The sequence below is a fragment of the Methylocaldum szegediense genome, assembly GCF_949769195.1.
GTDB classification, from domain to species: Bacteria; Pseudomonadota; Gammaproteobacteria; order Methylococcales; family Methylococcaceae; genus Methylocaldum; species Methylocaldum szegediense.
Genome location: NZ_OX458333.1, coordinates 2,535,452 through 2,551,030 on the forward strand (window position 1 = coordinate 2,535,452; position 15,579 = coordinate 2,551,030).

Here is a 15,579-nt window from a genome sequence, read left to right on the forward strand (position 1 = left end):
ATCATTGCGCCCGAGGCGAAAATGCGGTCGCGACCCAGCTGACTAGAGCTCTGTCCGCTGGTCGCCAACGAACGAGATATAGCACCATAATGAAAGTTCTTGCCATCGCTCTACCCCTGGCGCTCATCACATTCAATGCCGAAGCTCGGGACGACGACCCGAAAATCTCGCTGCAGCAGGTCGCACCGGGTATTTATGTCCACCAAGGCGTCCACGAACTGCCGGACCGGCACAACCATGGCGAAATCGCCAATATCGGCTTCATCGCCGGCCAGCGCTGCGTGGCGGTGATCGATACGGGGGGCAGTCCGGAACAAGGCCGTGCGCTCAAAAAAGCCATAGAGTCCATCACCACGACCCCTATCTGCTATGTCATCAACACCCATGTCCATCCGGACCACATCTACGGCAACATCGCCTTCAAACAACCCGGCGTCAGCTTCGTCGGCCATCATAAACTGGCCGAAGCCATGGCTATGCGCGCGCCCTTCTACCGGGAAAAGGCCGAACGAGACCTCGGGTTCAACTTGGAAACCGAGCATTTCGTGCCACCCGATCAGCTGGTTCGGGATACGCTCGTGATCGACCTCGGTGCGAGAACGCTGGTTTTGAAGGCCCACAAGACCGCCCACACGGATAGCGATCTCAGCGTTTACGACGCCACGACCAAGACGCTTTGGCTCGCCGATCTCCTATTCATGGGACATTTACCCGTGATCGACGGAAGCCTCAACGGTTGGCTCGAGACTATCGATCAACTCAAGACCATAGATGCGAAACTTGCGATACCCGGACACGGCCCCGTCTCGGCCGAATGGCCCAAAGCCCTGGAGCCCGAGGAGCGCTATCTCAAGACTTTGCAGTCCGAAATCAGAGCGTTTATCAAAAGTGGCAGAACCATGGAGGATGCCATCACGAACGTCGGACTGTCCGCCCGCGATGACTGGCAACTGTTCGACGAATTTCACAAGAAGAATATTTCCACCGCGTTCGCCGAACTGGAATGGGAAGATGATTGAACCTCTGAACTCTTGAGCGGAGAGTAGTTAAATGAAACGATCGAAAACGTACAGCAATGGCCTCTGGATAGTCTTGGCCTATTTAATGGCAGTAGCCGGCTCCGCGTTCGCCGCGGGCGAAGAAGAGACGGCCTGGAACGGCGGATTGAGGCAAAAATTTTTCGGCGACCGCCCGATCGAGGAAGGCAATCAAATCGTCGAACTGACCGCACCCTACCGCGCAGAAGATCCCGCCCTCGTGCCGATTCAGATCAACAGCAAGATTCCCCAGACCAAGGATCGGTTCATCAAAACCGTAACCTTGATCATCGACAACAACCCGGTTCCATTCGCCGGCACTTTTCATTTCACACCGGAAAGCGGAAAAGCCGACCTGGCCATGCGGGTACGCGTCAATGCCTACACCCATATTCGTGCTATAGCCGAAACCAACGACGGCAAGCTCCACATGAACAAAGCCTTCGTCAAGGCAAGCGGCGGCTGTTCGGCGCCCATAGGCACGGACCTCGAAGCGGCGATGGCGCGCATGGGCAAGATGAAGTTCAAGCTGGACAATGAAAAAGCGACCCTGCAACAGCCGAATTTGGTTCAGCTGCTCATCAGTCATCCGAACATCACCGGTCTACAGATGGATCAACTGACCCGGATGATCAAGCCGGCTCACTTCGTCGAGGAAGTGAACGTCAGCTTCAACGACAAACCGGTTCTAACCGCGCAGACGGACATCGCTATCAGCGCAGATCCGAACTTCCGTTTCTATTTCGTGCCGGAAACGGCGGGCGAATTGAAGGCCGAAGTCCGAGACAATAAAGGTAATCGGTTCTCGGCTAGTCAGACAGTAACACCCTGACAGTCGCGTAGATAAACGAAAACGGAAAACGGCCGGTTCTCTCGGCCGTTTTCGATTTCGGACTAGCGATTACGCTCCGCCAGCAACACGCTCATGCTGCGCTCCACCAGCCGAATCGACGCGTTCCCTCCGAACGGAATACCCTCTCCCGGCTGACAAACATCGAAAGGCGGCGCTGCACTGGTATCGATCACCCGCAGCCAGACCGAGTCATGCGACAGATCCGGCAGCACGAAATTCGTCGGATGGGGTAGCGGATTGAAGAGCAAACAAAGGTCCTGGTCCCCATCATGCTCCCCATAAATCCTGCATCCCACCGCGCTCTCGGTATGCCAATCCGGTGTCTGTCCGGACGGATTGAACCAACTCACGTCCTCGGGCCTATAGAACCTCTCCGACGATAGAGTCGGGTGACGAGCCCGAAAGGCGATCATATTCCTCACGAACTCGAAAAATTCCTGGTTTTCGTCCAACAAAGCCCAGTTGTACCAGGAAATCTCGTTGTCCTGGCAATAGGCATTGTTATTGCCCATCTGGGTACGGCAGAATTCGTCGCCGCCCAAGATCATGGGCACCCCTCGGGAAATCAGCAGCGTAGCAATGAAATTTTTCATCTGCCTGAGCCGAATTCGCCGAATGGCCGGGTCATCCGTCGGACCTTCGACCCCGTAATTGGCGCTGTAATTATCGTTCGAGCCGTCCCGATTATCTTCGCCGTTAGCCAGATTGTGCTTGTGTTCGTAGCTGACCAGATCGTTCAGCGTAAACCCATCATGACAAGTCACGAAGTTGATACTGTTGACCGTCGCCTTCCCGCTGTGCTCGTAAAGATCGGCACTGCCGCAAATCCGGCTGGCGAAAGCTCCGGCCATGCCCTGGTCGCCCCGCCAGTAACGCCGCACATCGTCACGATATAGGCCGTTCCACTCCGACCAACGCTCTCCCGGAAAACGTCCGACCAAATAGGCGCCGCCCGCATCCCAAGCCTCGGCAATCAGTTTTACGTCACGCAAAATCGGGTCTTCGGCGATCTGCTCCAGAAGCGGCGCATTGGAGACCAAATGGCCGTTGCGGTCGCGTCCCAAAATGGAAGCGAGATCGAAGCGGAAACCGTCCACATGCATCTCAACTACCCAATACCTGAGGCAATCGAGAATGTAACTGCGCACCACCGGATGATTGCAGTTCATCGTATTACCGCAGCCGGAAAAGTTCTTGTAACGGCTTTTGTCGTCTTCCAGCAGGTAGTAGATGCTGTTGTCTAAACCGCGGAAGTTAAGTGTGGGCCCAGTCTCGTCGCCTTCCGCTGTATGGTTGAATACGACGTCGAGCAGCACCTCGATACCGGCTTTGTGCAGGGCTTTGACCATGGTCTTGAACTCGTCGACCTGGCAACCGGGATAAAGACGGCTGCTATAGCCCTGGAAAGGCGCAAAAAAAGCGATGGTGTTATATCCCCAGTAATTGCGGAGCCTTTCTCCGGTGAGGGGATTGACCGCAGTGACTTCGTTAGGATTGAACTCCTGCAAAGGCATCAGCTCAATGGCCGTGATGCCTAGCCGCTTGAAATACGGGATTTTTTCGATGACACCAAGATAGCTCCCGGGCGATCGGACACCGGACGACGGATGCACGGTCAGACCACGGACATGCGTTTCATAAATCACCAGGCTGGACCATGGGTGATGAAGCGGTCTATCGTCCTCCCAGTCAAAACTGTTGCCGGTCACAAGACACTTGGCGACCGCGGTAGCTTCGCGCCCCGAATCCGTCAAAGCCGATGCTTCGCCTTGGGACGATAACCCGGCAAAACTCCACTCGGGCGGGGTCGCGATCGCGGTGGCGTAAGGGTCTAATAGTATTTTCGTCGGATCGAAGCGATGCCCTTGCTCCGGCGCGTAAGGACCGTCGACGCGAAAAGCGTAGACCAGATTCCTGCCCGCTCCCAGCACGCATATGTGCCACATATCGCCGGTCTTGTGGTGCTGCGGATCAAGTTCGATGACCTGAAACGGCTTGGTAGCATGCACATCCTCGAACAACAGCAGCCATACTCGGACGGCGTGCCGACTAAACAGCGAGAAATTCACCCCGCTCTTATGCAAATGGACTCCATGCGGAATTGGAGAACCAGCCGAATAGGAGTAACGGGGTTTCATAGAGGAATCAATTGGGGGTGCGTGATAGACGGACTTCATAAAACCAGGATCGGCAACGGAGCGGCGTACGCGTAGGATTGCCAACGGCTGCGTCAGTACGCCGATAGGGGCGACTCCCTCTGTTCTCGCGGGTCTATGAATTCAGCCACGAACAATCCGCTTTATATGGATGAGTTTGATCTTACCACTCAGTTCGAGGAACGAAAAACCCACGCGCTTCCACTACTTCGATCCTTCGACATCTTTTATTATTAATGTTATGTATCGCCACCTAAGGGCTCGGCCCGATTAAACCCGGGCGCCCTAACAAGCCAGCAGCATTCCGAGCTGACCATCGACGACTCCGCCCGCCTGATCTGATCGGCGCCAAATTTCGACATCGACCTCGTATACACATCTACACATCTCGGTTGACATTGCTTGTAAGCCGAGCGTACAGTATTGATCCGATACGATAGGTCGCGGCTAGGCATTCTTTAGCCTTGGCCGCGTGCCGAAACGTATCGGTGCTACTCGGGAATTAGAGTTTCGAAAAGCTTCTCGCAATCTAAACGCAGAAGCCGCACATCAAAAAATTCTTCCCAACGGACGGAATTTTTTCGTGCAACGTAACTCTAACCTGGGGTCAGGTACGTCAACTACGTACTCTGACTTAAGCTGTAATTAATAACCCAAACATTGGAGGTAAAACATGGCTGCTACAACAGCTGGTGGTATTGAAGCAAGAGAAGAACCCTTATTGAATGTAAAGTGGCTGACCTTTGCATTCCTGCTGTACCTGGTCTTCTATCTGTGGGTACGGTGGTATGAAGGGGTTTATGGCTGGTCTGCCGGTCTGGACTCGTTCGCACCGGAATTCGAGACGTACTGGATGAACTTCCTGTACACGGAGATCGTGTTGGAAGTCATCACCGCCTCGATTCTGTGGGGTTGGATGTGGAAAACCCGTGACCGCAACATGGCGGCGCTGACTCCGCGAGAAGAACTGCGTCGGAACATGACGCACCTGATTTGGCTGTTTGCGTATGCATGGGCCATTTACTGGGGTGCGAGCTACTTCACCGAGCAGGACGGCACCTGGCACCAGACGATCGTGCGCGACACCGACTTCACGCCGTCGCACATCATTGAGTTCTACCTGAGCTACCCGATCTACATCATCACGGGTGGTGCTGCGTTCCTGTATGCCCACACCCGCCTGCCGTACTTCCAGACGACCACCAAAGGTCTGTCTCTGGCGTACCTGATCTTGTGGACGGGTCCGTTCATGATTCTGCCGAACGTCGGCCTGAACGAGTGGGGTCACACCTTCTGGTTTATGGAAGAGTTGTTCGTAGCGCCCTTGCACTACGGCTTCGTGATCTTCGGCTGGTTGGCTTTGGCGATCATGGGCGTGCTGCTGCAGGTCTTTGCTAGCGTCTCGAACCTGATCGGCAAAGATCTCTGCCCCGATCTGTAATCGCGAAACCTGACAGCGTCTTAGCTTAAGTTCTAAGCACTGTTGCGGTTACGGCCACTGTCTGGAGCGACTGCTCCGGGCAGTGGCTTTTTAGTGCGCCGAAATCTTTATTGATTACATACATGCGACAATTTATTTGCTTATATTAAATTCACTTGCTAGGATTTTACTGAGCACGCATTCAGTAGGCGTTTTGTATACGTTTGCTTTTCTACGCCCTACCGATTGATGCCGCACAGTACTATTCCCACGCTTGCTGGATGCCATCCATGAACAAACTACAGACAACACTCAAACATCTTTTTCGCGTCGTCATCGGTGGATGGTGGGGTGCTTTTGCGTGGTGTCTGTCTGGAGCGAGTACCCTCGCCGTTATTCTCTGGGGATTGAAAACAGTCGCGCTTCCTTTGTTGATGCTGAAAACGGCATCCTGGGGCATTTGGGGGCTCGGGGTTCTACGTGAATCACGGGCGCGTACTATTTGAGACTCTAGTACGCCGTCCTCCGTCAAAAGTCGCGTAAAACTTTACGTAGCCTGATTCGAACCCCGGCCGTCGAGATCTGCCGGTTTGCTTTTTGCGCCGCTGGGTCCGAATGGCGACCTACCTGACTGGAACCGCACTCTCGCAGCCCCACGCCAAGAAGTCACGAGCCAAAGTCCTCGGCACAAATTCGGACCTTACCCAGTCAACTGTCGTCCTTCGGCATCTGGTGAATTTCTTGGCAAAATTCAGTAAGCCGCAGCTCTGCTGCGGAGAAGGTTTCTCCGTCACCAACACACTTCCCCGTACCGACTCTCCACCCGATTAGGTACCCCACGGGCTAAGTCCTTCCGCACCCAGCCACCGGCGGTCTGCCCCCCTCCCGAGCCAAGGGCTCAAAAGCCGCGAACACGCTCTCACGCCCGGTCCGGACATGAACGCTGGCGTAATACTCCATCCGACCGAGCGTCCCCAGCGGGACCCAAAATCCGGCAATCCGTCAGGGACGGTCTCGCCGAACCAAACCACCGGCTACTCGGCCCGGTACGGCTGCAAATAAACCTCAAGGCTACCTTCACAACCACCACCAACTTGGGCGCAGCTTTCCGAAGAAAATCACCCCTATCTTTGGACGACATCGTTGCGCTCTCGTGTAGCGCGTCGAGGTTCGCCGCCCCCTTACAATGCGCTCCGAGTGCAACTTGACCTGGGTGAGGTGGCGACCGGACATAAAGGGCACGGCTGTTTTCGCGCCTCGACATACCAGCAGCGAGCGGGTACAGCATGGGAGGACGCACACTGCCGGTTGTTCCATCTAATTTCCGCGCTGAAGCGAATCACGCTGCATAACATAACAACGTGCAGAGGCCAGACTTCATCAATTAGGCGAGATCGCCGGACTTGTTTCCAGCGGACAGCAAGTTCTTCGACGAAACCGCCCTTGGCCGTTCTAAGGCGCCAAGCATCTCGCCACGCCCTCACCCACATCTGCCTTCAGAGACCGCCTATCAGGCCATAGACCGACGGGCAGTCGTTCTGCCTTGCGCTCGCCAAAATCCGACAGGCACATGCCTGAAACCCCTCGCGTCGGCTCATCATGGTCGTTCGCCAACCGAATGCCCGAAAGAATGTACCTGAGACGAATCTCTCGCCGTTTGGCAGTAATCGGAATATCCATAGCCAGTGTTGCAGCGCCTTCGCCACCCTGCCGGATGTTGAGTTACGGTAGCACGGAAGACCCCGGTTGGATTCTGGTGCGGTCGTGCTCGTGGTGAGCGACGCCTTTGTGGACCGCCCAAGCTTCGGCGTGAAGATTGATACGGGCCAGCTGCAGAAACCCCCGGGATTTTAGGTTGACACCTCGCCAAATCTGTCCCTCGGCGACACAGAGCGCTTCCGTGTTGATCACACCCGCAATGTCTCCACCTCGCATCGTGGTTAAACCTTCGGCCTGATCCGATGGCCCTTTAAACCTGCTATCCGCCTAGTCGGTGAAATCGCGGACACAAGGCTTGACATTGCCGATAGACCAGGCCTAAAGTATCAACTCGATGTCGTATCGAGTCGCTACGATATCGACACGATACCAACGTCTTAATGACGCGTATCGATGCTGGCTCGGGATTTAGGGTTCTGAAAGGCTTCTCCGTAGGTTCGACGCGGAAGCTGCACCTTCGAGATTCCCGCCAAAAAGCGGAATTCTTCAGTGCCAGTTAACTCTAACCCGAAGTTCGAAACGGTATGTGCGCAAGTACGTGCCGTTGAGTCTATTGGCTATCAACAATATCCATTGGAGGTCAAACTATGGCTGCTACAACAGCGACTGGTGTAGAAGCAAAAGAACAACCCTTGCTAAATGCCAAGTGGATGACTTTTGCATTCCTGTTCTACTTGCTGTTCTATTCCTGGGTACGGTGGTACGAAGGGAAGTTCGGCTGGTCTGCCGGTCTGGACTCGTTCGCACCGGAATTCGAGACGTACTGGATGAACTTCCTGTACATCGAAATCGTGGTGGAAGTGATCGTCGCCTCGCTGCTCTGGGGTTGGATGTGGAAGAGCCGTGACCGCAACATGGCTGCCATGACCCCGCGGGAAGAACTGCGTCGGAACATGACGCACCTGATTTGGCTGTCGGCATACGCTTGGGCCATTTACTGGGGTGCGAGCTTCTTCACCGAGCAGGACGGCACCTGGCACCAGACGATCGTGCGCGACACCGACTTCACGCCGTCGCACATCATTGAGTTCTACCTGAGCTACCCGGTCTACATCATCACGGGTGGTGCTGCGTTCCTGTATGCCCACACCCGCCTGCCGTACTTCCAGACGACCACCAAAGGTCTGTCTCTGGCGTACCTGATCTTGTGGACGGGTCCGTTCATGATTCTGCCGAACGTCGGCCTGAACGAGTGGGGTCACACCTTCTGGTTTATGGAAGAGCTGTTCGTAGCGCCCTTGCACTACGGCTTCGTGGTCTTCGGCTGGCTGGCTTTGGCGATCATGGGCGTGTTGCTGCAGGTGATGGCAAGCGTCTCGAACCTGATCGGCAAAGAGCTCACCCAGGGGATGTAACCCGTAAGACGCTAATAATGGCCTAGCCTTTTTAGGCACTGTTAGCGAAAAACAGCCACTGTCTGGAGCGACTGCTCCGGGCAGTGGCTTTTTAGTGCGCTAAAAAATCTGCACGAATTTACGTTCGTTCGACAAAGGTGTTGAGCTTTTTCCAAGATGCATTTCGCGGTCCGAGCGGTCTGTTTCTGTTTTTTGCGGGAGTTGGTCGAACACCAATACTCTTCTCTTTATGTCTCGAGTACGGAAATACGGAAAACAGTCGCTGTCGCTCTTACCGAAGCTGAAGTCCTCACCATGGCTCGCTTTTCATGCATCGAGAGCCTTTCATTTTTGAGAAAAAGTTTCTTCGCCCGGTTTCTTGGCACCTTAAGCGGTGTCTTTCACGCTAAAATCCCCCTTTTATATTCTCAGACATCGCACTGAGAGCCGCATATCGGCCCTTTTCGGTTTAAATCCTTCCATTCCTTTTCCTCTTTGGTCCGCCATGAAAAACACCCCCGATCTTTTCTCCTACCGAAAATACTGGGCCAAACGTTTTGGCACGGCATCGCAGCTGCCCATGAGCCGCGAGGAAATGGACGCCTTGGGTTGGGACTCTTGCGACATCGTCATCGTGACGGGCGATGCTTATGTGGACCACCCAAGCTTCGGCATGGCCATCATCGGCCGGTTGTTGGAGGCACAAGGGTTTCGAGTCGGCATCATCGCCCAACCCGACTGGACATCCGCCGACGATTTCCGAAAGCTCGGCAAGCCAAACCTGTTTTTCGGCATTACCGGCGGAAACATGGATTCCATGGTCAACCGCTATACCTCGGACCGCCGGATCCGTTCGAATGACGCCTATACGCCCGACGGCGCCCCCAACCGACGTCCCGACCGCTGCGTCACGGTTTATTCGCACCGGTGCCGCGAAGCCTTCAAGGATGTCCCTATTGTCTTGGGGGGCATAGAGGCAAGCCTTCGCCGCATTGCCCATTACGATTACTGGTCCGATACCGTGCGCCGCTCCGTCTTGCTCGATTCCAAAGCGGATCTCCTCGTTTACGGGAACGGCGAACGTCAAGTGGTAGAGATTGCTCATAGACTCGCAGCCGGAGAGTCCATCGACCAGTTAACCGATATTCGCGGAACCGCGTTCATCCGTAAACAGACACCTCCGGACTGGACGGAAATCGACTCTACGTCTGTGGATACGCCGGGCACGGCGGTTCCGAAACCGAACCCTTACGACGACGAACCGCAAGGATGCGCCAAGGACTCGTCCGGCGATCGGCCGGAAGCCGTTGTCCGCCTCATCAAACGCCGAACTCCGTCGGACCGAACCGTCATCCGACTGCCGGCGTACGAGGCGGTCAAATCCGATCCCGTTCTCTACGCCCACGCGTCACGTGTCCTGCACCAGGAGACCAATCCCGGTAACGCTCGGGCGCTCGTTCAACGACACGGGGACCGCGACGTATGGGTCAACCCGCCGCCCATTCCGCTCAGCACTAAGGAAATGGATGCCGTTTATGGCCTTCCCTACTCTCGTCTCCCTCACAAGTCATATGGAACCAGCAAGATTCCCGCGTTCGAGATGATTCAGCACTCGGTCACGATCATGCGAGGCTGCTTCGGCGGCTGCACCTTCTGTTCGATTACCGAACACGAGGGGCGCATCATCCAAAGCCGTTCGGAAGATTCCATCATCCGCGAAATCGAAACCATTCGCGACACATCACCCGCCTTCACCGGCGTGATCTCCGATCTCGGCGGACCGACGGCGAACATGTACCGACTCGCTTGCAAGGACAAAGCGATTGAAGCCGCTTGCCGCAGGCCATCCTGCGTTTACCCGGGCATCTGCAAAAACCTGAACACCGATCACAGTCCTCTGATCCGACTTTATCGTCGTGCCCGAGCGCTGCCCGGCATCAAGAAGGTCCTCATCGCCTCGGGATTGCGGTACGACCTCGCCGTGACTTCGCCGGAATATGTGAAAGAACTCGTCACGCACCATGTCGGCGGTTATTTGAAAATCGCCCCGGAGCACACCGAACCCGGCCCTTTGTCCAAGATGCTGAAACCGGGTATCGGCACCTACGACCAGTTCAAAAGGCTGTTCGATAAATATTCGAAGGAAGCCGGCAAGGAGCAGTACCTGATCCCGTACTTCATCGCCGCCCATCCAGGCACGACCGACGAAGACATGTTGAATCTCGCGCTGTGGCTCAAGCGCAACGGTTTTCGGGCCGATCAGGTTCAGGCTTTTCTCCCCTCGCCCATGGCCACTGCAACCGCCATGTATCATTCCGGAAAGAACCCGCTGCACCGCATCACACGCACCAGCGAGACGGTGTTTGTTCCCAAGAGTCTTAAACAAAGGCGCCTACACAAGGCATTCCTTCGATATCACGACCCCAACAACTGGCCCCTACTCCGGGAAGCCCTGAAACGCATGGGTCGCGCCGATCTGATTGGCAACGGCAAGCATCATTTAGTACCAACATGGCAACCCGAAGGAACCGAAATTCATCATGAAGGCAAACGTATTGCCCGCAAGGTGCTGCATTTCCGTACCCAGCACACAGGGTTACCGGTGATCGAAACCAAATCGCCTCGCAAATCAAGACGGATGGGCAAACCCTAAAACGTTACCGGACCTTTGCATTCTGGAAAAACCACCCGCGTTTTTCTTAAGATGCATACCACTGATCCGTTCGAGAACGCTTATAAAAAAGAACAATTAACCCTGGAGAGAAAGATGCCGGAGCTGAACTTACTCGCCGCCACGCGAACCGTCGAAAAATCGATGCCGTTCGTACTTTATAGGCTGCTGATCTGCTTGGCGGTGGCGTTTGCCTATGTCTTTTTGACCGCGGCCGGTGCCGGAACGGCTATCGGCGTCAGTTCCTTGAGCCAAAATCCAACCGCATTCGCTCCGGCAGGCGCCGTCGCCGGTTTCCTGGCGTGTGCGTACCTGATGTACAAGCTCCGAGCGACTTTCCTCTATAACATTAAAGCGGGCAATCTGGCTTTATTGGCCGAACAATCCAGAGGACAAACCATTCCGGAAGGCAAACCTCAGATCGACTATGCGAAACGGCTTGTCGCCCAACGCTTTCCCAGCGTGTCCGGACTGATGGAACTCGATCTCTCGATTAAGGAAACCCTGCGAAAACTCCCAGCGGCCCGTTTAGCGCCCAGTTTAAGCAACCTAAACCCGAGACTCTCGGAAACGTTGTCCTCAATCATAGGGTGGGTTTTCTCCGCCAATCATCAAGTGATACTGGCCTGGATCTTCTTCACGGACACGAGCGATGCCTGGCGTGCGGCGCGCACTGCCTTGGCGGTGCACGTTCAGCACTTTTCGATGCTGCTCAAAACCCGTCTTTATCTAAGTCTTTTCGAGTTGGTAGGCTTTGCCGTTTCTTTCGCCGTACTCTTGATCCCGATCCGGAATATCGCCGACGCTCTACCGATGTCCATCGGTCTATGGCAATACGTGTTCACCGCCGCATTCGCCTGGACTCTGAAAGCCGCATTCTTCGAACCCATAGCACAAGCGGCCATGGCGCAAACTGTCTTTACTCTGATCGAGCGCGGCATCGATCCGGACTCCGAAAGGGAACTCGATCGTAGCGCCCCGGTATTTTCCCAACGCTCAAGCTAAAACTGTTCTCGGCACCCCAAAAGGCTCACGGAGAGCCCCACTCAGCGAGGACCCGAACGCCATCTACAATCCGAAACCCGATATTGCAGCAAACAGGTTTATAAAATAGAATCTGTGAATTTTTATTTGGCGGGAGCAAACCATGCGTGTCGTTCAAGAAGCGCTTACATTCGACGATGTTCTCCTCATTCCTGCTCACTCGACCGTACTGCCGCGCGACGTCAGCCTAAAAACCCAGCTTACCCGCAACATCAGCCTCAACATTCCTTTGTTATCGGCGGCCATGGATACGGTCACCGAATCACGCCTCGCCATCACCATGGCCCAAGAGGGCGGAATCGGCATCATCCACAAGAACATGACCATCGAACGTCAGGCGTACGAGGTTCAAAGCGTCAAGAAGTATGAGAGCGGCGTCATCAAAGAGCCCATTACCGTGTCTCCGGACACGACGATTCGAGAAGTCATCGAGCTGACCCGCTCCAAGAAAATTTCTGGCGTACCCGTCGTAGACGGACAAGAGCTCGTCGGTATCGTCACCAGCCGAGACCTTCGCTTCGAAACCCGCTACGACGAGCCGGTAACCAAAGCCATGACCCCAAAGGAAAAGCTGGTCACCGTGCAGGAAGGCGCCAGCAAGGAGGAGGCCATCCACCTCCTGCACAAGCATCGAATCGAAAAAGTGCTGGTCGTTAACAACGAGTTTCAGCTGCGAGGACTCATCACCGTTAAGGACATCCAGAAGGCCAAGGATTACCCGCAGGCATGCAAAGACGAGCAAGAACGCCTCCGTGTCGGTGCCGCCGTCGGCACCGGTCCCGGCACTGAAGATCGGGTCGCCGCGCTGGTAGAAGCCGGCGTCGATGTGATCGTGGTCGACACCGCTCACGGCCACTCTCAGGGCGTGTTGGACCGCGTACGCTGGGTCAAGAAGAACTTCAAACAGGTCCAAGTCATCGGCGGAAACATTGCTACCGCCGAAGCGGCGCGCGATTTGGTCGAGGCCGGCGCAGACGCGGTGAAAGTCGGCATCGGACCGGGCTCCATCTGCACCACCCGCATCGTGGCCGGCGTCGGCATCCCGCAAATCACTGCCGTCGCCAACGTCGCCGAGGCGCTCAAAGGGAGCGGAATCCCCGTTATTGCCGACGGCGGCATTCGCTATTCCGGCGACATCGCGAAGGCATTGGCCGCCGGTGCCTATTCGGTCATGATCGGCGGACTGTTCGCCGGAACCGAGGAAGCGCCCGGCGAAGTCGAGCTGTATCAGGGGCGGTCATACAAATCCTATCGCGGCATGGGCTCCTTGGGCGCTATGGCTCAGCAGCAGGGCTCCAGCGATCGATACTTCCAGGAAAGCACCGATGCTGAAAAGCTCGTCCCCGAAGGCATCGAAGGCCGCGTTCCCTACAAGGGCAGCCTGGTCGCCATCATTCATCAGCTACTCGGCGGTGTTCGGTCGGCCATGGGCTACACCGGCTGCGAGACCATCGAAGCGATGCGCAACAAGGCACGCTTCGTTCGAGTCACCTCTGCCGGAATACGCGAGAGCCATGTACACGATGTGACCATCACCAAAGAGGCTCCCAACTATTGGCTCGACTAGAAAGGCGACCCGCGTGCCCCAAGCGTTGAATATCCATTCCCAAAAGATCCTGATCCTCGACTTCGGATCGCAGTACACACAATTGATTGCACGCCGCGTCAGAGAAATCGGCGTGTACTGCGAGATCCATCCGTACGATTGTGACGAGCGATTCATTCGCGAGTACCAGCCACGGGGCATCATTCTCTCCGGAGGCCCGGAAACCGTCACGCAGGCGGACACGCCCCGAGCCCCCGCCTGTGTATTCGATCTGAATGTGCCGGTACTCGGCATCTGTTACGGCATGCAAACCATGGCCGAGCAACTGGGTGGCCAGGTGGAGTCTTGTTCCCACCGCGAGTTCGGCTATGCACAGGTTCGGGCTCGCGGCCACTCCCGGCTGTTGTCCGACATCGAAGACCATACGACGCCCGAGGGCTACGGCTTGCTCGACGTTTGGATGAGCCACGGCGACCGGGTCACGACTTTGCCGCCCGGCTTCAAACTGATCGCGTCGACCGAAAGCGCCCCTATCGCCGGCATGGCGGATGACGCACGCGGCTATTACGGCCTTCAGTTCCACCCGGAAGTCACCCATACCCGGCAAGGCAAGCGTATTCTCGAGCGGTTCTTGAAGGATATCTGCGGTTGCGAAGCCCTTTGGACGTCGCGCAACATCATCGAAGACAGCCTGCAGTCCATTCGAACCCAAGTAGGAAACGATCGAGTCATTCTCGGCCTTTCCGGTGGCGTGGATTCCTCGGTAGTCGCGGCCCTATTGCACAAAGCCATCGGCGATCGCCTGACCTGCGTCTTCGTGGATACCGGACTTCTACGGCTCAACGAAGCCGACCAGGTCATGAACATCTTCGCGCAGCACATGGGCGTGCAGGTTATTCGAGTCAACGCCGAGAACAGATTCCTGCAGGCGCTCGAAGGCGTCGATGATCCGGAGCAAAAGCGAAAGATCATCGGACGACTCTTCGTCGAAATCTTTGATGAAGAGGCGGGCAAAATCGGCGACGCCCGTTGGCTCGCGCAAGGCACGATTTATCCGGACGTCATCGAATCCGCCGGCTCCAAAACCGGCAAAGCCCACGTCATCAAATCCCATCACAACGTCGGCGGCCTGCCGGAAAACATGAACCTCAAACTGATCGAACCGCTGCGAGAATTGTTCAAGGACGAGGTCCGGCAGATCGGACTGGAACTCGGCCTGCCTTACGAGATGGTTTACCGTCATCCGTTTCCAGGGCCAGGCCTAGGCGTGCGCATTCTCGGCGAAGTCAAAAAGGAATACGCCGATTTGCTGCGCCGCGCCGACGCCATTTTCATCGACGAGCTCCGCCGGCACGACTTGTACGACAAAGTCAGCCAAGCGTTTGCGGTATTCCTTCCGGTCAAATCGGTCGGCGTCATGGGCGACGGCCGCCGCTACGATTACGTCATCGCACTGCGCGCCGTCGAAACCGTCGACTTCATGACCGCCCGCTGGGCCCATCTCCCCTACGACTTCCTCGATCTCGTCTCACGCCGGATCATCAACGAAGTGCCCGGCATTTCGCGAGTGACTTACGACATCTCGGGCAAACCGCCGGCGACGATCGAGTGGGAATGATTCCACGTCCGGCAGCCGCCGGCAGGATCAGGCACCAGACACACCTAAGCCCGCGTCACAGCGGGCTTTTTTGTGTTTTCAACCTGGCACGGACTGGCAGCCTAGGGTATGGCCAAGCACGAATTTTTCATGGCATAGTCGTTGGCACGAAACCGGCCCTGTGCCATGCCTCGCCGCCGAT

General features: G+C 55.9%; 10 protein-coding genes. 9 read left to right on the top strand and 1 reads right to left on the bottom strand.

The features are described 5' to 3' along the window. Positions 1-89 precede the first annotated feature (89 nt). Together QEN43_RS10775 and QEN43_RS10780 are read left to right on the top strand one after the other, a co-directional pair. Positions 90-1,019 carry a quinoprotein relay system zinc metallohydrolase 2 gene (locus QEN43_RS10775; protein ID WP_026611458.1) on the top strand — a complete coding sequence of 310 codons (930 nt, stop codon included), beginning with the start codon at positions 90-92 and terminating at the stop codon, positions 1,017-1,019. Between the two features lie 31 nt (positions 1,020-1,050). After that, a complete protein-coding gene (locus tag QEN43_RS10780) occupies positions 1,051-1,869 on the top strand; it encodes a quinoprotein dehydrogenase-associated SoxYZ-like carrier (RefSeq protein ID WP_084162279.1) in 819 nt (272 codons plus the stop codon). Positions 1,870-1,931: 62 nt separating this feature from the next. Here QEN43_RS10780 and glgX read toward each other — a convergent pair whose 3' ends face one another. After that, positions 1,932-4,028, bottom strand: a complete 2,097-nt coding sequence (glgX, locus tag QEN43_RS10785; protein ID WP_051331938.1) for a glycogen debranching protein GlgX — start codon at positions 4,026-4,028, stop codon at positions 1,932-1,934. 691 nt (positions 4,029-4,719) lie between these two features. On the opposite strand from glgX, the gene amoC (QEN43_RS10790) reads away from it, so the two are divergent. The 7 genes from amoC (QEN43_RS10790) to guaA all read left to right on the top strand — a co-directional run bounded on the left by amoC (QEN43_RS10790) (position 4,720) and on the right by guaA (position 15,398). Next, on the top strand, positions 4,720-5,487 hold the full coding sequence (amoC, locus tag QEN43_RS10790) for a bacterial ammonia monooxygenase, subunit AmoC (protein WP_026611456.1): 768 nt from the start codon (positions 4,720-4,722) through the stop codon (positions 5,485-5,487). Positions 5,488-5,756: 269 nt separating this feature from the next. Beyond that, the gene (locus QEN43_RS10795; protein ID WP_156912864.1) at positions 5,757-5,972 is read left to right on the top strand and encodes a hypothetical protein; all 216 of its coding nucleotides are present in this window, start codon (positions 5,757-5,759) and stop codon (positions 5,970-5,972) included. Between the two features lie 1,800 nt (positions 5,973-7,772). Beyond that, positions 7,773-8,540: a bacterial ammonia monooxygenase, subunit AmoC gene (gene amoC / locus QEN43_RS10800; RefSeq protein WP_026611454.1), complete on the top strand. Its 768-nt coding sequence runs from the start codon at positions 7,773-7,775 to the stop codon at positions 8,538-8,540. Positions 8,541-9,024: 484 nt separating this feature from the next. Next, on the top strand, positions 9,025-11,172 hold the full coding sequence (locus QEN43_RS10805) for a YgiQ family radical SAM protein (protein WP_317963232.1): 2,148 nt from the start codon (positions 9,025-9,027) through the stop codon (positions 11,170-11,172). A 114-nt stretch (positions 11,173-11,286) separates the two neighbouring features. After that, the gene (locus tag QEN43_RS10810) at positions 11,287-12,195 is read left to right on the top strand and encodes a hypothetical protein (protein WP_156912863.1); all 909 of its coding nucleotides are present in this window, start codon (positions 11,287-11,289) and stop codon (positions 12,193-12,195) included. Positions 12,196-12,337: 142 nt separating this feature from the next. Then, on the top strand, positions 12,338-13,801 hold the full coding sequence (gene guaB, locus QEN43_RS10815) for an IMP dehydrogenase (protein WP_026611452.1): 1,464 nt from the start codon (positions 12,338-12,340) through the stop codon (positions 13,799-13,801). A gap of 13 nt (positions 13,802-13,814) precedes the next feature. After that, positions 13,815-15,398 carry a glutamine-hydrolyzing GMP synthase gene (gene guaA / locus QEN43_RS10820; protein WP_202901174.1) on the top strand — a complete coding sequence of 528 codons (1,584 nt, stop codon included), beginning with the start codon at positions 13,815-13,817 and terminating at the stop codon, positions 15,396-15,398. The last annotated feature ends 181 nt before the right edge of the window (positions 15,399-15,579 follow it).